Annotated in this window: 16 protein-coding genes; 3 read left to right on the top strand and 13 right to left on the bottom strand. The window is 45.6% G+C overall.

Annotated elements, in window-relative coordinates; all coding sequences use genetic code 11:
• Positions 1-177: 177 nt before the first annotated feature.
• Positions 178-903, top strand: a complete 726-nt coding sequence (locus tag ACNFN4_RS02545; protein ID WP_007612737.1) for a MurR/RpiR family transcriptional regulator — start codon at positions 178-180, stop codon at positions 901-903.
• A gap of 95 nt (positions 904-998) precedes the next feature.
• Here ACNFN4_RS02545 and manA read toward each other — a convergent pair whose 3' ends face one another.
• The 6 genes from manA to ACNFN4_RS02515 form a co-directional block, all read right to left on the bottom strand.
• Complete coding sequence (gene manA, locus ACNFN4_RS02540) at positions 999-1,946, bottom strand: mannose-6-phosphate isomerase, class I (protein WP_448199979.1); 948 nt, start codon at positions 1,944-1,946, stop codon at positions 999-1,001.
• A gap of 14 nt (positions 1,947-1,960) precedes the next feature.
• Positions 1,961-3,919 (bottom strand): fructose-specific PTS transporter subunit EIIC, encoded by a 1,959-nt coding sequence (locus ACNFN4_RS02535; RefSeq protein ID WP_014418450.1) that lies wholly within the window; start codon positions 3,917-3,919, stop codon positions 1,961-1,963.
• 152 nt (positions 3,920-4,071) lie between these two features.
• The gene (locus ACNFN4_RS02530) at positions 4,072-6,024 is read right to left on the bottom strand and encodes a BglG family transcription antiterminator (RefSeq protein WP_014418451.1); all 1,953 of its coding nucleotides are present in this window, start codon (positions 6,022-6,024) and stop codon (positions 4,072-4,074) included.
• A 222-nt stretch (positions 6,025-6,246) separates the two neighbouring features.
• Complete coding sequence (locus ACNFN4_RS02525; RefSeq protein ID WP_014418452.1) at positions 6,247-7,164, bottom strand: MBL fold metallo-hydrolase; 918 nt, start codon at positions 7,162-7,164, stop codon at positions 6,247-6,249.
• A gap of 46 nt (positions 7,165-7,210) precedes the next feature.
• Positions 7,211-7,693: a Cys-tRNA(Pro) deacylase gene (gene ybaK / locus ACNFN4_RS02520; RefSeq protein WP_014418453.1), complete on the bottom strand. Its 483-nt coding sequence runs from the start codon at positions 7,691-7,693 to the stop codon at positions 7,211-7,213.
• A gap of 67 nt (positions 7,694-7,760) precedes the next feature.
• Entirely contained in the window at positions 7,761-8,645 is an 885-nt protein-coding gene (locus ACNFN4_RS02515; protein ID WP_007408231.1) for a LysR family transcriptional regulator, read from the bottom strand.
• A 124-nt stretch (positions 8,646-8,769) separates the two neighbouring features.
• On the opposite strand from ACNFN4_RS02515, the gene ACNFN4_RS02510 reads away from it, so the two are divergent.
• Positions 8,770-9,978, top strand: coding sequence for an MFS transporter (locus tag ACNFN4_RS02510; protein ID WP_014418454.1), 1,209 nt, complete (start codon positions 8,770-8,772; stop codon positions 9,976-9,978).
• 149 nt (positions 9,979-10,127) lie between these two features.
• On the opposite strand, the gene ACNFN4_RS02505 is transcribed toward ACNFN4_RS02510, so the two are convergent.
• The 7 genes from ACNFN4_RS02505 to ACNFN4_RS02475 form a co-directional block, all read right to left on the bottom strand.
• Positions 10,128-13,289, bottom strand: coding sequence for a bifunctional cytochrome P450/NADPH--P450 reductase (locus ACNFN4_RS02505; protein WP_014418455.1), 3,162 nt, complete (start codon positions 13,287-13,289; stop codon positions 10,128-10,130).
• Positions 13,290-13,316: 27 nt separating this feature from the next.
• The gene (locus tag ACNFN4_RS02500) at positions 13,317-13,883 is read right to left on the bottom strand and encodes a TetR/AcrR family transcriptional regulator (protein WP_014418456.1); all 567 of its coding nucleotides are present in this window, start codon (positions 13,881-13,883) and stop codon (positions 13,317-13,319) included.
• Positions 13,884-14,092: 209 nt separating this feature from the next.
• Positions 14,093-14,632 (bottom strand): class I SAM-dependent methyltransferase, encoded by a 540-nt coding sequence (locus tag ACNFN4_RS02495; RefSeq protein ID WP_007408228.1) that lies wholly within the window; start codon positions 14,630-14,632, stop codon positions 14,093-14,095.
• Positions 14,633-14,804: 172 nt separating this feature from the next.
• Positions 14,805-14,960, bottom strand: a complete 156-nt coding sequence (locus tag ACNFN4_RS02490; RefSeq protein WP_021494367.1) for a hypothetical protein — start codon at positions 14,958-14,960, stop codon at positions 14,805-14,807.
• A gap of 172 nt (positions 14,961-15,132) precedes the next feature.
• Positions 15,133-15,273: a YrzI family small protein gene (locus ACNFN4_RS02485; RefSeq protein WP_003152787.1), complete on the bottom strand. Its 141-nt coding sequence runs from the start codon at positions 15,271-15,273 to the stop codon at positions 15,133-15,135.
• A gap of 389 nt (positions 15,274-15,662) precedes the next feature.
• Positions 15,663-16,463, bottom strand: a complete 801-nt coding sequence (locus tag ACNFN4_RS02480) for a formate/nitrite transporter family protein (RefSeq protein ID WP_007408225.1) — start codon at positions 16,461-16,463, stop codon at positions 15,663-15,665.
• Positions 16,464-16,730: 267 nt separating this feature from the next.
• Entirely contained in the window at positions 16,731-17,099 is a 369-nt protein-coding gene (locus ACNFN4_RS02475; RefSeq protein WP_007408224.1) for a DUF2294 domain-containing protein, read from the bottom strand.
• Between the two features lie 306 nt (positions 17,100-17,405).
• On the opposite strand from ACNFN4_RS02475, the gene fdhF reads away from it, so the two are divergent.
• A complete protein-coding gene (gene fdhF / locus ACNFN4_RS02470; RefSeq protein WP_202729685.1) occupies positions 17,406-20,348 on the top strand; it encodes a formate dehydrogenase subunit alpha in 2,943 nt (980 codons plus the stop codon).
• Positions 20,349-20,353 lie beyond the last annotated feature (5 nt).

The following is a 20,353-nucleotide window of genomic DNA, read 5'->3' as shown; positions in this document are numbered from 1 at the left end:
CGTATGAACGAATTATATCCGCAGTTGTTTTGCGCCGTAAATCATTGGCTGACGTCTTGTTTTGAATGACACAAAAAGTGATTTGTCACATAAATATAACACTATGTTTCTTTTAAAAATGATATGTTACGATTAGATGTACATTCACCATTCTCATAAAAAGGAGAATCCCCCTGCATGTTCACACACGAAATGATTGCTTCATTTAACGAGCTTGAAACTTCTTTATACAACTACATCTCCCAAAACAGCGAGAAAGTCGTCTATATGCGAATCCGTGAATTGGCAAATGAAACCCATGTATCTACGGCTTCTATTTTACGTTTCTGCAAAAAAATAAACTGTGAAGGGTTTTCGGAGTTTAAGGTGAAGCTGAAAATGTATACGGAGGCAAATAAAAAAACGATTTTAAAGAGTCCCCATCATTCCGTTGCCGAGTTTTTTGAAAGAACAGTGAGCGGAGGGATGGAAGAAAAGCTGAAGGAAGCAGCAGCCCTTGCGGCCGATGCAGAAAGCGTCATTTTTATCGGAGTGGGAAGTTCAGGAATTCTCGCCGAATACGGGGCCAGATATTTTTCGTGCTTAGGGAAACTTTCAATGTATATTAAAGATCCTTACTTTCCGGCCCATTCCCATTTCCGTCATAACAGCATCACAATCGCATTATCGGTTTCAGGTGAAGGAGATTCTACGGTGACTCATCTGAATCAGCTGAAACAAGAAGGCAGCCGGGTCATCAGTATTACAAATCATAAACATTCAACCATTGCCAAAATGTCCGATGTGAATATTTCATATTACGTGACGGAAGAATGGGTTGAAAATGCGAATGTCACCACCCAAATCCCCGCTATGTACATACTTGAATCAATGGCTCGGGAGATATACAAATTGAGAGAATAAATTCAGGAACGAAAACACTGATACACTGGAAATTCCGTCCTTTTTGTAAAAATAATAAAAAACCCTTCTCTGATGCTAGAGAAGGGTTTTGAGGATCACAGATGAGACACAATACAATTTGCATGGCCTGCCAGTTTATATTCTCCCAAACCGGAAGGCAGGAGAATATGATCTCCTTTTCTAAAGGGATATTCATGCCCGCCTGCAATCATTATTCCGTCACCTTCGATCACGCTGACAAGAAGGAAGGGATGATGCTGGAATAGATTTGCTTCACCTTTTACATCCCACTTTTCGACTGAAAAATAAGGACATTCTATTAAAACAGCTGCCAGCAGATCATCTGTTTGTTTATATTGAACGGTCGGCCGTTCACGGACAGATGGAATGTCTATCACTTCTATACTTTTTTCCAAATGGAGCTCGCGCATCCTGCCGTCCGCATCTTTTCTTCCGTAGTCATACAATCTGTAAGTCGTATCTGAATTTTGCTGCGTCTCTAAAATAAGTGTGCTCTTTCCAATCGCGTGAACGGTGCCGCTTGGAACAAAGAAGAAATCTCCCGGCTTTACCTTAACTCTGTTCAGGAGCCCGTCCCATTCTCCGCGCTCAATCATGGATATCAGTTCTTCTTTTGTAGTTGCGTTGTGGCCGAAAATGATCTCCGCCTCTTTTGCACAATCAATGATATACCAGCATTCGGTTTTTCCAAGTTCCCCGTTTTCATGCATTTTGGCAAAGTCATCATTCGGATGCACCTGAACGGACAGGTCTTGGTCCGCATCCAAAATTTTTGTAAGAAGAGGAAAACGGTCTCCTTCAAGGTTTCCGAATAAATCTCTGTGATGCTCCCACAATTCACCGAGCGTACATCCTTTATACATGCCGTTTCGAACTGTGCTCTGTCCATTTTGATGAGCGGCGAAGGCCCAGCACTCCCCTGTCCGCTCGGACGGAATATTATAGTGAAAATCACGCAGGGCGGCGCCTCCCCAAATTCTTTCTTTGAAAACCGGATTGAAAAATATCGGTTCAGTAGACATGATCATCCCCCGCTTTATTCGATTTCTTCCAGAAGCTCATACGCCTCTTCTTTTGTCTGAACGGAGAGCAGCCTTTCCCGATAGCTGTCATCCATCAGTTTTCGGGATAACATCTGCAATATTTTCAGATGCTGATTTCCGCCGCTTTCCTTCGGTACGGCAATCATAAAAATCAGTTTTGCATCAGAACCATCAAGGCTGTTCCAGTCAACACCCGAACGTCTTATTCCGAATGCGACACCCGGCGTTTTGACGGCTTCAGACTTTCCGTGCGGAATGGCGATATTCATACCTATCGCCGTGGTTCCCTGCTGTTCCCGGCTCAAAATGGCCTGCTTAAATCCGCTGTCAGACAGCAGCATACCTTGACGGGACATTTTCTCGATCATTTCATCGATAATGTCATCCCTCGTTTCGCCGGATAAATGCGGTTCAATCAAGTCCGTACTGATAATGTCAGTCAGTTTTTTGATTTCGGTCATCCCGGCTTTTCGGCTGTCAGCCTGAGATGGTTCCTTTGTTTCTTTTGCCGCTGCAGCTTCATTTGGTGCAGCAGACGGCAGCACCTCGCCGGGCGCGGGGGATTTCGCCATATCTTTCTTCAGTACATTAACCAACAGAGCGGTGACAAGAGAGCCTGCTGTTACAGCGATAAAAAACATCAGTACATGATCTACTGCTCCAAGTACAGCAACGATGGGGCCGCCGTGTGCCACTCTGTCCCCCACATGGCCGATCATTGCTATCACCGAGCCGGTCATAGAACCCGCCATAATACTCGGGATCACTCGAAGGGGGTCTTGGGCCGCAAATGGAATGGCTCCTTCCGTGATACCGAAAAGGCCCATCGTAAATGATGCTTTTCCCATTTCTCTTTCTGCGGCGGCGAATTTTCTTTTTCCTAAAAACGTCGCAATCCCAAGCCCTATCGGCGGTATACAAATGGAAACGGCAATCGGGCCCATAATTTCATAATTTCCTTCTCCGATCATTGCCGATCCGAAAAGAAAGGCCACCTTGTTTACGGGTCCTCCCATATCAAAGGAGATCATCGCTCCTAAAATCAATGCCAGGAGAATTGAGCTCGAACCTTTCATTCCCGCAAGCCAAACCGTTAATGATGCGAAAATATGAGCGACGGGGGCGCCGATCAGAAATACAAACGCCAAACCGACGATCAGTGAGGCAAACACCGGAATAATAATGATCGGCATAATCGGCTGTATTGCTTTAGGAACTTTACATTTTTTGATTCCAAGCGCCGCATATCCCGCCAAAAATCCCGCAATGATTCCTCCAAGAAATCCTGCGCCGCTTGCACTGTCGTAAAAGCTGCCGGATGCCGCAATATATCCGCCGATCATTCCGGGGACAAGACCCGGCTTATCAGCGATGCTGAACGCGATGTACCCGGCTAAAATCGGGATCATGAATGAAAAAGAAGCACTGCCGATCTGTTCAATCGTTTTCCAAAAAGACTCGTCCGGAATGACTAAGCCCTTTGGTGTTTTTTCTCCTCCAAGCGTCAATGCAACCGCTATCAATAATCCGCCGACGACAATGAAAGGAACCATAAAAGAAACGCCGTTCATTAAATGACGGTAAATCGGGTTTTGTTTTTTGCCCTGCTGACTTGCGGATTCAGCTTTTGAAGCAGATTGATAGACCGGCACTTCACCGCTAAGCGCTTTTTGAATTAATTCTTCCGGTTTGCGGATGCCTTCCTGAACCCCGACGGCCAGCAGCTTTTTTCCCGCGAATCGGTCTTTGTTCACCGAACGGTCCGCCGCGATAATGATTGCGTCCGCTTCCCGGATTTCCTCTTCGGTCAGCCTATTTTCCACCCCGATTCCGCCCTGGGTTTCCACTTTGATCTCAACGCCTAATCTGCCGGCTGCTTTTTGTAAATTTTCAGCAGCCATATACGTATGGGCAATGCCGTTCGGACATGATGTAATCGCTAACAGTTTCATATAAATCCTCCTTTGCAGTCTGAATTTCAAGATCTTGTCTCAACTTTATACTGAAATCAGCCTGTGATAAGCGCGTTTTTTTACCATAAGTTCCGGAAATAACGGCATTTTTCCCTATAAACAGAAAAAAAGCAGGGAGCCATTCCCTGCTTTTAATAGTTTAAATACGATAAAAACGTCATTACATTTTTTTCTTCCGTCAGTTTTTGAATAAATGCCGGCTGCTCACTAAGATAGGAAAGCTCACTGAATAATTGCTTTACCTTGTTTTGATCTTTGTGTTTGACGGCAAGCATAAAAACGAGCGACACCTTTTCCGTCCCCCACTCAATCGGCTCTTTTAAGGTGGCGATTGCAATGGCTGATTGTTTGATATATTTAGAGTTCGCGTGAGGGATAGCAATACCCGCCCCGATATTTGTCGCCGACATTTTTTCTCTCATTACTGCATGAATGCCATACTCTTTTTCTACATAGCCTTTTTCATACAAAGCCTGCGCCAGCTTTTCAATGACCTGATAACGGTGCTCTGTCTCTTGCTGTAAAAAAACGAGAAACGGAGTCGTGTCGTTCAGCATTTTAAACGTTTTTTGCTCCCGGCGATGTGATGTATCAAGCTGTTGCATAAATGCGCTGAGCTTCTTTTCATCAGCAGACTCCAAAAGCGGTGATACGACAATATGAGGGATCGTTACATTTCCAAGCCCTATCGTAGAAATGACGAAATCTATATCTTTATGCTTTTTGATATACTCTTTCAGCTCCGCTTTTGCGATACAGTCTTTTACCGTAATGTGATGAAATTTGCGTTCAATTTTAGTCCGCAGCAATTGCGACATGCCAATGCCCATATGGCAGACGATGATCGTCCTTTTAGGGTTATGACTGCTTCGGCGCAGCCGTTCGATCGCTGCCTGAAAATGCAGCGTCAAATATGCCGCCTCTTCTTCAGGAATACAGAGATCAAATGTTTGATTGATGTCTTCTAAAACGTCAATGATAAGATGAAACAAATAAGGGTACATTTTTTTGATGTCGTGAAGCATGGGGTTTGAAACAGAGAGATCATAGCTCAGCCGCTTCAACACCGGATCGAGATGAATGTTCAATCCGTTGATCAGTTCCTGGTCTTTATGAAAATCCAGCATTTGCAGTTCTGAAACACAGTTGATCAAATGCCTGACGACTTTGGAAAGCTCAGAATCTTCAAGATCAAGCTTCTTTTCTTGCTGCGATGGATAGCGGACTTTCCCGCCTATAATATGTAAAGTTAAATAGACGGCTTCTTCCTCAGGAAACCGGATGGCAAATACCGGCTCAAGCCGTTTTAAACAAGCCAGTGTCCATTCATATTCTTTCTTCTTTTTTACCGCGTCCAGCTGTCTTGCAGAAATGGCGACCGGCTGTTTCATTTTGATACGGCGGATCGTCAGCAATGTATGCAGCAGCAAACTTTCAAATGTTTCATCCGTAAAATAGATAGAATGGTTTTTTTGTAATAACTTGATTTCTTTTCTCACAAAGTCCGCTTCATGACTTAAAAACTTACTTTTTATAAATTGGCTTGTAAATTCCGCATTATCAATCAAATCTGAAATTCGCGCCAATGCTTTTCTTTTGTTTTTTTCGTCCCCTTCAACCTTTAAACCGAGCCGCTGTTTAGATACCAGCGTGAGATCAAATCGCTTCAGCCACTCTTCAACCGCACTTACATCCTTTTTAATGGAAGCTCTGTTTACAAAATGCTGTGCGGCAATTTCTTTTGCGGAAACGGGCTTTGAATTCATTAATAAATCATAAGCGATGTGAAGTATTCTTTCTTCATCGGTCTTGTGCCTGCATGTAAAGTGCTCATTATAAATTTGCCGGCTTAACCGTGACCTTTCCTGTTCAGATATATGTAAATAGATGCCTAATCCCGGTTTGCGGATCAGCTGAGCTTGAGCATGTTCATTCAGGAAATCTTCAATCGTTTTCAAATCATTCCTGATCGTTTTTTCAGAACAGCGGACCCTGTCTGCGAAATCTTGCACAACTAAGTAGTCATCAGGTTCAGATAACAACAGATACAAAATCTTTTTCTGCCTTGAATTCATGTATTTCATCTGTTTTTCTATCCTTCCTGTCCATTTCTGCTGAAGCAATTGTGATAGGTTAAATATACTGCACATACGAAACCGTTTTCATTTTATAGTGAAACAAAAGAGTAAAAAGTTTTGTTTTTTACCGCAGGTTCCGGAAAAATCATGTTTTATACAGAGCTATTCACATGACAATAAAACACCAACCGTTTTTAAACGATTGGTGTCGGCAGCGAAAACCTGCTGTTACAGCCAAAATGTTTCGCCAAGCGCTAATGCTTTCAGGTTTTCAGGAGGTAATGCAAGCCGGTCCCACTCGCCGTGCAGTCTGCTTAATGCTTCCGGGCCTGTATCATCAGCAAGCCGGAATGCCCCGTAATGCATGGGAATGAAGCTGTCAGCCTTCAGCTCCAAAAACGCTTTCACGGCGTCTTCCGGATTGATATGTGACACTTGCATAAACCATTCCGGTTCGTATGCTCCGATCGGCATCAGAGCCGCCTTAATACGAAACCTCTCTCCGATTTCTTTAAAGCCTTCAAAATAGCCTGTATCTCCTGCAAAATAAATGGACTCGCCGTTTTCGCTTTCTATGACCCAGCCTCCCCAATGAGAGGTATCGGTATCCCAAAGCGTTCTCCGTGTCCAGTGCTGGGCCGGAACAAATGATATATTCACCCCCCGCATCTCAAAACGATCCCACCAATTCATTTCATGGACCTTTTTGCGGCCTTTTTTGTTGAACAGCTTTTTCAGTCCCGCAGGCACGTAAAAATCCGGGTTTCCTCTCAGTTTTTTTATACTCGGAAAATCAAGATGGTCATAATGCCCATGTGAAATGAGCACGGCATCAATGTCGGGCAGTTCGCTCAATTCATATCCCGGCTCTGTCAGCCGTTTTTGAAAACCCATCCGCCGCGCCCATACAGGGTCGGTCATTATGTTAAGCCCCTGTATTTGGATCAGAAATGAAGAATGGCCGATCCATGTTATGGCGGTTTCCGTCCGATTGACGGCAACATCACGGACATCCCTAGTGACCGCTTTCGGAATGTTCTCGCTTAAGTCTTTACTTTTCTCTCTTCGTTCTTTCATCCATTTCAACATGTCCCTGAATCCATGTTCATTCTTCACGCCATTCAAGTTTTCATATCTTTTTTTCATTATCATTCTCCCTTGACACGTGTATTCCATTAGATTCATCGGACATTTATACAATGTCTGTAAATACCGCCCCGCTTGCTTCGGCTAAATCTTGAGGCGCTGCTTTCAGCTGCATTCCGATTTTCCCCGCACTGACGATCATAAACTCCAGTGTTTCAGCGGATCTATCAATAAAAGTCGGAAACCTTTTTTTCATGCCGATCGGAGAGCAGCCGCCGCGCATATAGCCGGTCACTCCTAAAAGGTCCTTCATGGCAATCATTTCTATTTTCTTCTCACCTGCCGCCTTCGCAGCCTTTTTCAGATTCAGTTCTTTTGCAACGGGAACGGCAAAGACGTAATAACGATCAGTTCCTGCAGATGCCACTAAGGTTTTATAAACATATTCGGCAGCGTATCCGATTTTTTGTGAAACGGAAAGACCGTCTGCGGGCTGTCCCCCTTCTGTTTTGTAACCTAATAGCTCATAGGGAATGTTTTGCTGCTCAATGATACGGACAGCATTTGTTTTCACTGTTTTTTTCGCCATGGTTTTCCTCCGTTTTCTGTATTTCTATCTGCTTTATTTTCAACTTCGATTTTAATAAAATGACCGCTCAGTTGCGTGCTTTGTAATACTCAAGTGCAAACTGTTTAAAACGCTCAGCAGCGGGAGAGAGAGCATGGTTTTTCAGCTGGGCTAACGCTATGGTGCGTTCGCATTGGTAATCTGCAACCGGAAGAAAAACGACCGGAAAGTATGAATGCTCCGCGGTTTTCGGCAGCACTGCAGCCCCCAGACCCGCGGCGGTCAGCCCTAATATGGTTGACACTTCCTCTCCTTCAAATGCGAGATGCGGGTGTATATTCAAATCCCGGCACATCAGATCAAACATATACCTCAGTCCGTATCCCGGTTTAAATCCGACAAAATCCTCGTCCTGCATCTCTTTCATTTGAATGCTTTTATTTCCTGCAAGCGGGTGGTTCTCAGGTAGCACCGCATAAAGAGGCTCTTTCTCCAGCACTGTCCATTGTAAAAGCTCGCTGGGAAGCGGCGGGGAGCTGAGACAGATATCCGCATCTCCCGTTTCCACCATTTTGCGAAGCGTTTCATTTGCGCCTTGATAAAGCCGGAAGGTCACGTTTGGGTATAGCTTTTTAAATTCGGCAATCAGCTGAGGCATTAAACGCAGCCCGAGCGTATGAAGAAAAGATACAGATATTTCGCCGTGTTCCAGGCTCATATTCTTTTTCACTTGTTCAACGCCTTCATTTAAAGCTCGTCTCGCTTGTTTTGCTTTTATTAAGAACTGCTCTCCGTGCCTTGTCAGCCGGACGGCTTTTGTCTCTCTGTAAAATAACGGCGCGCCTAATTCTTCTTCGAGCCTGATAATCGATCGGCTTAATGCCGGCTGAGAAATCATTCTTTCTTTTGCCGCATTTGTGAAATGCTGATGAGTTGCCGCCGCAATGAAGTTGTCAATTTGATGAAGCTCCATTTTCTCCTTCTCCCCTTTCTTCATAACCTACACGCATTAATTCTATAGTCATTATAAATTAGACACATTGAAATGAAAAGCGTACGATACATATATAACCAACAGTGAGAAAAGAGGGACATTCATGACGTTTATTCAGCCTCATACAAAGGCTTACAGAAAGGCCAGCTTGGCTCTGTTTATCAGCGGCTTTGTGACCTTCGCCACGCTTTACACGACACAGCCGCTTATGCCTTTGTTTTCGGAAGAGTTTCATATTTCCGCTGCGGCTGCCAGCTTAACTTTATCCATCTCAACAGCCGTTTTGGCATTTTCATTATTGGCCGCCGCTTCGTTGTCTGACGGATTCGGCAGAAAAAAATTAATGGTGCTGTCGTTAACAGCTACATCTGTTTTAGGTCTATTAACAGCGTTCAGTCCGGCTTTTCCGGCGCTTTTGGCGATGAGGGCGCTGCTCGGTATTTTCCTGGCAGGCGTTCCGGCTGTCGCTATGACATATGTAGGCGAGGAGTTTGATCCGCAGGGCCTCGGGAAAATGATGGGCTTGTATATCAGCGGCACAAGCATCGGGGGAATGAGCGGCAGGCTGTTAACGGGGCTTCTGACCGATGTATTCGGCTGGCGGCCGGCGCTTGCCATCATCGGCATTCTTTCTATTGTATTAAGCTATTTGTTTTGGCGTTTTCTTCCGGCTCCGCGCCATTCATCTCAGCGGCATGCGGGCGTAAAAGCGGCATGTAAGGAATACGGAGCGGTTCTGCACCGCAAACGGCTGCTTTTGTTAATATCTCTGGGATTTATATTAATGGGGAGTTTTGTGACATTATATAATTATATCGGCTTTCATTTAATGGCGGCTCCTTATCATTTGTCGCAGACTGTGATCGGTTTTATTTTTATTGTCTATCTCGCGGGAACGTTCAGCTCTGTCTATATGGGGAAAAAAGCAGATCTTTTCGGAAGCGCAAAAATGATTAAGATTGCGATTTTTGTTATGCTTGCCGGCGCAGCGGTGACACTTTTGCCCCAGCTTGCGCTTAAAATCGCGGGGATTGCCGTCTTTACCTTCGGCTTTTTCGGCGCGCATTCGATCGCAAGCGCCTGGGTCGGCCGCGCAGCCGGTGATCAGCGCGCGCAAGCCTCTTCATTATATCTGCTTGCATACTATATCGGTTCAAGCGTGGCAGGGTCTTGCGGCGGTTTCTTTTGGACGCATTTTCATTGGATCGGTATCATTTCATTTATTTCGGTTTTGCTATTAGTGTCTTATCCGGTTTTATTTCTGGCGGAATTCAGAAAAAAGGGACATAGCCGCCTGCATGTAAATCAATAAAAACATTAAAGATTTGTGTCTTTTGTCCGATACTAAAGTTAAGGCCGGCACGATACTCCCTATAACTATTCCTTTTGATTCAGTAGATTTCAAATATCGTGCCGGCTTTCTTCAATTAAAAAACATTCTTCAGTTGTCTCACTCTTCTGTTACATACCTGCCCAAACATCTTTCGCATATCTTCCTTCCGCCTGCAGCTGTTCAAGCCAATTCAAGGAAACTTTTGAATCAGTGTTATGCACCTTTTCATACGCCTGAAGCAGTACATTTTCTACGGCCGGAGCCATTTTGCTTCCGTCGCCGCATATATAGAGATGGCCGCCTTGGTCAAGGAGAGCAATAATTTGTGCAGCCTCGCGAAGCAGGACATCCTGTACGTAAACTTTACAGTCCTGATCTAATCTGGAATACGCCCGATGCACGGTGACAAGGCCGTTTTTCTCCGCATCGTCGAATTCATCTTTGTACAGATCGTCTTCTTCAGGATGCCGGCAGCCGAAGTATAAATGAGCTTCGCCCAGGCTGTTACCGGACATTTTTTCGGCAGCCCGCGCCTGGATAAATCCCCTGAACGGCGCAATTCCTGTGCCTGCTCCGACCATAATGAGAGGCGTTTTCGGATTTTCAGGCAATGCGAAACCCGACTGCGGCGAGCGGATGAAACAGACGGCAGGATCGCCATTCTGTAATCCGGCTAAATAGTTCGAAGCCACGCCCCGGTATTCCCCACGGCCGCTCCATGCCGGAGCCGTCACAACGCCGACCGTGATACTGAGCTCCCCGCTGGCTGCCTTCGGTGAGCTTGAGATTGAATAATAGCGCGCCTTTAAGGATGGCAGAAGTTCTAAAAAGCGCTCAAACGGCAGTTCACATGCAGGATAATCTTCCAACAGGTCCAGCATGGTCATTCGTTTTTTCAGCACGTTTTCTTTATATGCCGCATCATCAGAATAAAGATGCTCCAATTCTTTTTGGTGCGGCGGGCACACGGTATGTGCGGCAAGTTCGCGAAGCTGGGCTCTCGTTGCCGGCTCCTGCAGCTCTACATAGGACGCCAAAAGCTCCGGCGCATTAACCGGCCGGTCCATCGGCAGATGAGGCAGCTGCCGGCCCTTGATCTTAAAGTGCTGGTTCGGATCAAGACCGAATCGGCGAATGACACGGCTGATCAGTTCCCCGCTGTTTTGCGGAAGCACCCCGAGATGATCTCCTTCCTGATACGTTTCTGTTTCGGGGAGACGCAGCTCAATATGCCGGACTGAGCGCTTGCTGCTTTCGGTATGAAGCTCTTTGTTCGTGATGACCTCCGCCTCAAATGCTTTGTACGTTTTGGCAATCGGCGTCTCGGCTGCTTCACTCACGTATTCGATTGATAACTGTGATTTGTTTGTCTGTTTTGGAGCGGCCTCTATATGAAAAGCCTTCATGATGTCCTTCCAGAATGAGTCTTCCCAGGCTTCCTGACTGTACTCAAAATCATCGGCATTGTCGCCCTCCCCGATAGAGGTCAGCCGTTTTGCCCCTTTTTCTTCAAGCACTTTGTCTATCAGGCGGGGGATCCTCTGGTAAGTGGCGGCCCAGTTGCGGTCTCCGCAGCCGAAGACGGCGTAAGAAACACCCTTTAATTCCTGATCTTCAAGGGTTTCCATCCATTTCACAAAACCCGCCGCATTATCAGGCGGCGCCCCGTTATAAGAAGCCGTAACAATAACGACCGCGCCTTTTACAGGCAGTTTCCCGGCATAATCATCGAGCGGTCCGGTTTCAGTTGAAAATCCTTTGCTTCTTCCGATATCAGCCAGCTCTTCCGCGATTCCTTCCGCAGTTCCTAAATTTGATCCGTAAAGAATGAGAAGCGGCGTTCCGTGGGACGGGATTTCTTTCATTTCTTCTTTGTGACCGCTGCCTTCAGCTTTATGGTTTTGTGCGGACTGCTGATTGGACACGTCCTTGTTTTTCACACGGATTTTAAAATCACCGGGCTTAATGGTTAGAGCTTCTTTAATCGTAAGCTCATAATCAGTATGATCAATCAGTTCAAAGTGTTTCAGGACAAGGCCGAGCACCATTGTCGCTTCCTGCAGGGCAAACTGCATCCCGATGCATGCGCGCTGTCCGTTTCCGAACGGCTTATACGCATCTGCCGGAATGGCCGCGGGATCACTGAACCTTTCCGGGCGGAATGACTCGGCATCTTCTCCCCACGCACTTTTATCCCGGTGCAGCTGCGGAGTCAGAATCGTCACCGGCTGTCCCTTCGCAATCGGATATTTCCCGCCGAGAACCGTATCTTCCTTCGCGTACAGAGAAAATGCCGGGGCAGTCGGATACAGCCGCAAAGTCTCGTTTAGCACCATGCGGATATATGTCAGCTGCTGAATCTGCTTATATTCAGGTGTCTCTCCCGTCAGCACCCGCTCGGCTTCCTGAACGGCTTTTTTCAATTTATCTTTATTTTTCAGCAGGCAATATATCGCAAAAGAAAGCAACCCGCTTGTGGTTTCATGCCCCGCGATCAAAAAGGTAATGATTTGATAACGGATATTTTCATCATCCAGCCTTTCCCCCGTTACAGGGTCTTTCGCTTCAAGCATCAATGCTAAAAGGTCAGACAGATTTTCATCCGGATTTTCCCTCCGCTCAGCGATGATCCGGTCTACAAGCGAATTCATCTCTTCAATATCCTGCTGGAACTGATGTCTCGTTTTGATCATCAGCTTGTCCTGCAGGCTGTGTCTTTGCGCTTGGCGCATGGCCTCCTGCAGCGCACGAAGCATACTTGTGATAAAAGAATGCTGTGTGTCGCGGTAAAAGCTGTTAAAGCGGTAATGAAATCCGCACAGGCCGATTGTATCCAGCGTCAGGCGCGTCATATCTTCGGCGACGTCAATTTCTTCATTCGGATTTAATCTGCTCCACTTCTGCACGAGCTGCATGGCAATATCCAGCATCATTGAATGATAGCCTTTCATCGCCTTCTGGCTGAAGCTCGGCAATAAAATCCGATGCGCTTTCTGCCAGTTCTTTTCGTGAGTCCAGCTCGTAAATAGTCCGTCACCGCCAAATTCACGGACTTTCAGCAGAGCTTTGCTGAGATTTTTGTCAAATCGCTTTTCATCACAGACTTCTGCGGCGAGCTCGCGGCCTGATACGAAGACCCCGACAGAGCTCGGAAATTCAAAACGAAAGATCGGGCCGTATTCTTCGGCAATTTTCCAAAGCGATTGTGACAGTTTTTCTTTTTCCAAGTGAGGGAGATTTTTGAGAGGCCCGTATGTTTTCGGCTGCGGTATAGCGCTTAGCTGTTTCATATCGATCTTCCTTCCTTCGGCGTATAATTAATGAGTTCTGATGGCATCCCAAGAACATTGTTCCAATTCTTTCAGAAACGGTTTTGTTATTTCGACGCTTCCCGTCCGGACAAGCTGATAGAGTTTGAGATATGCCCCGAGCAGCAGCGCCATCAGCACATTGGACGGCAGATTGCGGAGCACACCTTCAGACTTGCCGCGCTGAAAAAAGACGTCAAGCATCTGTGTTATTTCATCAAGAAGCTTACGGCTCGTTTCATTCAGAAAGTAGGCGTCCTTATTCGTTTCAAGAAAAAACAATGCATACTCACTTTCCTTCGTAAAATCAATCAGACAATAAAACAGATGATGAAACCCTTCTCTTACAGATATCCCCTGAAAGTCCGTTTTGACTTTTTTCATAAAACGCTGCGCACTTTCCTGATACAGTACGTTCACAAGTGTCTCTTTACTGTCAAAGTAACGGTAAATTGTGCCGGTTCCGACATCGGCCTGAGCGGCAATCATCGGAATCGTCGTTGCGTCAAATCCTCTATCTGTAAACAAAGTAAGCGACGCTTTCATAATGAGTTCAACCTTGTTTGAAGCTGTCATTTCATCCCCCTTTCTAAACACGGAATGAATATTCATTCCGTTTGTTCAAAATATTTAAAATGTACGGTCATCTGATTACCATTGTATAAGAAAAAAACTTTTTTTTATATAAAATAGATGTAAAATAACCAAAAATAAGGAAATATGCCCAATTTCACAAAAAGAGCTGCAGTGACTTAAGCAGCTCTTTTTATTTCCCAAGAAATATTCTATTTAATGGCAGTAATAAAATGGAATGAATCTCTGCTGACAACTGAAATGTCTCTGAAATGCTGATCATAGAGCACCTCAATCACATCCTTTTCACTCATCCGCGAAGGTTTCAAAACCATATAGAAACACCCGTCAATTTGAAGAACGCGGTACACTTCTTTACATGCTGTCCGGTAATCGCTGACTGTTTCCGCAGTATGTAAAGAGAAGACTTTATGAAAGCTGCGGTCGCGGAACGGTATGCTTTCCGGCCTTCCCTGCTGAATGTTTCCGAGCCCGGCTTTTATAACCGAACGGTTTGCGCGCTGTGTTTTCCGTATTTTACGTTTCGATGTTTCTATGCTTTTAAGACTGCCCTTTTCAAGCTGTCCGATGATTTGTTTAAACATTGAGCCGTTTCCGGTCCCGATTTCCAAAATGCGGTCGTATTCCTGTATGTCCATCAAGATTTGCTGAATGACTGACTCTGCCGGTTCTGATGCAGCAAAGTATTTCGCGCGCATTCGTTTTAATGCTGAAGATGTATGTTGCAACATTGTATAACACCCGCTTTTCCATTCCTGTGATTTATTATTCAGAAATAATATTACCTCGTATTAGTATGAGGTACTAACTAGACGCACTTCTCTTCATGAACGTTTCGATTTATTTGAAATTTATATTTGTTTTCATAAAAAAAAGACGGAAAACGTAGGTTTTCCGCCTGCTCTAGTACCAATAATACGGTGCTATATATCTTGTCTGCCGGGAAAGCACCGCCATTCTCTGCCGGCGGTACGGGTTGCCGTAGCCGTGTTTAAATGAATGGGGCATTGACGCATACCCGTGCCCGATGGATGGAATTCTGTTCTGACCGCCCTGCATGCTATCACCCGCTAACCAATTTTTCTTTCTTTACCATGGTATGCAGGCCGTCTGCGACGTGACAGCAACATCCTCGCTAAACCTGGTCCTTCTCCATTGTGTAATGATTCAGCAGTTCAATTCTGAACATGATGATCTCCTCCTTCTCCTCCGTTTTGGCCCTTCGTGTCCGTTAGTTCATATAAAAATGTTTCAGCTGGCGTTCTTTCGCTTCATTATAAAACTCTTCGACCTGCTGTTCTCGTTCATACTCTTCCGCACTTTTAAAACGCTTTGAAATGGTCAGTGTTAAAAAGAAAAGATTAATGGTCATTATCGCTCACCCCCTTTCAATATCCGCACAAGCGAAAATAACCCGCAGCAAAGTTCATATGCGCTGCGGGCAGACTAAATCCGCAGACAAAAGAAGACGGTGCTTCTTTCCCTGCGGGGAGCTGCGAATGTCCTGATACTCCGAAATTAACGTGCTTGACGGGCAGAGGTTAAGGAAGGACACGAACTCTTCCACAGGCTGAATCGGTTCAATTGTAGATTTTGATTGCCGTTTAACGTCGTCATGTGATTCAACCTCCCTTTGCTTTTTTCTTACTTTGTAAGTATATCCATCAGCTTCCATTTTGTAAACATTTTTTTCAAGATTTGGACGGAAAATGTGCTGGCATTCCGCTTCAATTTTCCGTGTTTTCCGGCATCTTTCTTACCTCAGGAAACTCTTTTCATCCCTTGCTTTTTCTGATCTTTTTTTGAATATGCAATAAAATAAATAAGGCCGACAAACACTGCCCCGCCGATGACATTCCCGATAAAGGCCGGAATGAGATTGCCAATCAGATCACCCCACGAAAAAGAACCTGCAAATATCGCAGCCGGGATGATAAACATATTGGCTACAACGTGCTGAAAACCAATTGCGACAAACGCCATAATCGGAAACCATATACCCGCGATTTTTCCGGCTCCGTCTTCTGCGCCGAAAGAAAGCCAGACGGCCAAACAGACAAGCCAGTTACAGCCGATCGCCGAAACAATGACTTTTCCAAACGGCATATCCAATTTGCCTTGTGCGACCGCAATCGTTTTTTCCAAGTAAGGTCCTGTTTCGGTTAATCCGACAACATGTCCGAAAAAGTAAGCGACAAACAGTGCGCCGACAAGATTCATCAACGTCACGATCACCCAATTTTTCACTAATGCACCGGCGGATATTCTTCTGGAAAACAGCGCCATGGATACCGACATCATATTTCCTGTAATCAGCTCCGCGCCGGCAAGAACGACGAGCACCAATCCGATGGGAAACACGGACGCCCCGATTAAACTCGACAGGCTTCCCCATTCTTTCGGAAGGTCGCCGATGACACGGATATCAAGCAAATAACCGAGTGCGATAAACGCTCCTCCCAAAAATCCTAATACAATCAGTGCTGAAAGCGGTGAATGCACCTTTTTTACCCCTGATTCGACCGCAAGCTCCGCTATTTCGTCCGGTTTACGAAAAGCCATAATAACCCCTCCATTTAACAATTCAGCCCGCAGTTTCCAAAGACGCCTAACAAAAAAGGCAGCATTCAACTAACCCGTCTGAAAAAACGAGGGTTTGAATGCTGCCTAACTTGTATGCATACCCATACAACAATATCAAGCAGAATGAAAATATGCGGTATAGAATATGTACAGATCATGCACACATTCCATAAAAAATCGTCCTTAGGCCACTGCCGGCAGTTCATATCATATCAAATGTGACAATTTCGTGTCAATTGAATATTGTCAGCTTTTGATTTCTTCTTTATGCTCTTCAATTGAGCGGTCAAAGACAAACACCGATACAGCAATATTTTCCTCTATTTTTATATCTGAAAACAGATGCACCAGCTTTGCTCCGATGAGCTCTTCCATTCCATCAGGCGTTTGTTTTGAATACAGCTCCTGAATTAAGCTGGTCCGCGCCGCATGAACCATTTCTCTTCCTTCAGGCGTGCGTGCGATAAACTGCTCACTTGCGCTTAGATTGCCGTAAAGTGTAGATACCGCCATGTTATCCACAAAAACGGTGTGAATTCGTTCAGGCCCCTTTCCAAATAATTCTTTGCGCAATTTCCGGATAATATCGTTAAATTCATGAATTTTTTTAGACATATTGTCCCCTCCGATTTTAGCCTATGAAAGACATTCCCGGTTCCCCTTTGTGACATTTCACCTGGTTAAAGTTTTCCTTTCGTATTGTATTATAATAAATATCACCTTATAATAAAAGCAGTGAAGATGGATTTGTAATAGGAAACGTGTTACGAGTCTATCGTTTTATACAAATAGGATTGGTCTGTTAGTAAGACTTGCTAGTGAACTATTCCGCCATGCGTATTTATACCGTTCTCCGGACAGGAGGCCGGTATCTATGTGCATGGCTTTTTTTCGAGTTTAAAAGATGGAGGGGAATTGGAAGTGACAGACGTTCAGTCTATCCGTGTCAAAATTGACGGCACGGAGTATGAAGCACCAGAGGGGTCTAAGATTTTAGATATTTTAAACCAAAACGGAATTGAGATTCCGCAAATATGCCATGTACCGGAAGTGGATCCGATTCAAACATGTGACACCTGTATTGTTGAAGTAAACGGGAAATTGCAGCGCTCTTGTTCCACGGCTGCAGAAAACGGGATGTCCATCTCGCTTACGTCGGGAAGGGTAAAAGAGGCTCAGACAGAGGCCATGGATCGCCTGCTCGAGAATCACCTGCTTTACTGTACAGTATGCGATAACAACAACGGCAACTGCACACTGCATAATACAGCGGAAATGATGGGAATTGAGCATCAGAAATATCCATATACGCCGAAAGATGATTCAAAGTGCGCGGTTGATATGTCTCACCCGTTTTACCGCTATGATCCGAACCAATGCATCGCCTGCGGCCAATGTGTGGAAGTGTGTCAAAACCTTCAGGTGAATGAGACTCTTTCAATTGATTGGGAGCGCGACCGCCCGCGGGTCATTTGGGATGAAGGCGTCGCCATTAATGAATCTTCCTGCGTCAGCTGCGGCCAGTGTGTCACTGTCTGTCCTTGTAACGCACTGATGGAAAAATCAATGCTCGGCCAAGCCGGATTTATGACAGGTATAAAAGAAGATGTTATGGAACCGATGATTGATTTAGTAAAAAATGTTGAACCCGACTATACAAGCATCTTCGCCGTGTCTGAAGTGGAAGCGGCTATGCGCGATAAACGGACGAAAAAAACAAAAACAGTCTGCACGTTCTGCGGCGTCGGATGCTCTTTTGAAGTATGGACAAAAGGCCGTGACATCCTTAAAATTCAGCCTGTTTCCGATGCTCCGGTTAACGCGATTTCCACTTGTGTGAAAGGGAAATTCGGCTGGGACTTCGTGAATTCGAAAGAACGGATTACAAAACCGCTCATCCGGAAAAACGGCGCATTTGTTGAATCGTCATGGGAAGAAGCCCTTGACCTTGTCGCTTCAAGACTCGGTTCGATCAAGGCCGAACACGGAAATGGTTCTGTCGGTTTTATTTCTTCTTCTAAAATTACGAATGAAGACAACTACGTCATTCAAAAATTGGCACGCCAAGTATTTGAAACCAACAACGTGGATAACTGCTCACGCTACTGCCAGTCACCGGCAACGGACGGCTTATTCCGCACCGTCGGTATGGGCGGAGACGCCGGCACAATTAAAGATATCGCAAAAGCGGGCCTCGTGCTCATCGTCGGCGCCAATCCGGCGGAAGGACATCCGGTTCTGGCCACTCGCGTGAAACGCGCCCATAAGCTGCACGGCCAAAAACTGATTGTTGCCGATCTGCGCAGAAATGAAATGGCTGAACGGTCCGACCTCTTTATCAGCCCGAAACAAGGGACTGACCAGGTCTGGCTCATGGCAGTAACGAAATATATGATTGACCAAGGCTGGCACGATCAAGCGTTTATTGATGAAAATGTCAACTACTTTGATGATTATAAAGAAACGCTGGAAAAATACACATTGGAATATGCGGAGCGCATCACCGGACTTTCTCAGGATACGATCATCCGCATTGCCGAAATGATTCGTGATGCAGACGGCACTTGTGTTCTTTGGGGCATGGGCGTAACCCAGAATACAGGCGGCTCTGATACATCAGCGGCGATTTCCAACCTGCTGCTTGCCACAGGAAACTACCGCCGTCCGGGCGCCGGAGCCTATCCGCTGCGGGGACATAACAACGTTCAAGGCGCTTGCGATATGGGAACTCTTCCAGGCTGGCTTCCGGGATATCAGCATATTACAGATGATGCGGCACGCGCTAAATTCGAAAAAGCTTACGGTGTTGAAATTGACGGCAAGCCGGGTCTTGATAATATCGAAATGCTCCATGCGATTGAAGAAGGAAACATGAAAGCCATGTATCTCGTCGGTGAAGATATGGCGCTCGTCGATTCAAACGCCAACCATGTTCATGACATTTTATCCAGCCTTGATTTCTTTGTTGTACAGGATATTTTCCTTTCAAGAACGGCGCAATACGCGGATGTCATCCTGCCTGCGGTTCCATCTCTTGAAAAAGACGGAACATTTACAAACACAGAGCGTCGTGTGCAAAGATTGTATCAGGCGCTTCCGACACTCGGCGATGCAAAACCCGACTGGTGGATTATTCAGGAAGTCGCCAATCGTTTAGGCGCTGATTGGAATTATACGCATCCTAGCGACATTTTCTCAGAAATGGCGAGCCTTTCTCCGCTGTTCGGAAAAGCAAGCTACGACGTTCTTAGCGGCTGGAACAGCTTCCTGTGGGGAAGCTTTACGGGAGAAAGCACTCCGCTTCTTTATGAAGACGGCTTTAACTTCCCGGACAAAAAAGCCCGTTTTGCGCTGAGCGATTGGGTGGAGCCTGCTGTATTCCCTGAAGAATATGACCTGCATATTAACAACGGACGGATGCTTGAACATTTCCACGAAGGAAACATGACAAACAAGTCAAAAGGCATTCAGTCTAAAGTTCCGGATGTATTTGTTGAAGTATCGCCGGAGCTCGCGGCTGAACGCGGAATTTGCGACGGAACAATGATCCGGCTCGTCTCTCCTTTTGGGGCGGTTAAATTGAACGCGCTTGTGACAGACCGCGTCCGCGCAAATGAGCTTTATCTGCCGATGAACTCTACAGATAAAGATTCTGCGATTAATTTCCTGACCGGGCCTGCGTATGATTCACGGACACATACACCTGCCTATAAGCAGACAAAAGTCCGCATGGAAGTGCTCGGTTCCTGTGATACTCCGCCGCTTCCGAAAACGAATCCGCGGAACAAAAAACGTCATCCGCAAAACGGTGTGGAAGCTCAGCGAAAATGGAACCGTCCGGGCTATGTGCACTTAACTGATTAAGGAAA

This window comes from Bacillus sp. N1(2025) (assembly GCF_053470005.1).
This window is presented reverse-complemented; position numbering and strand designations above follow the sequence as displayed.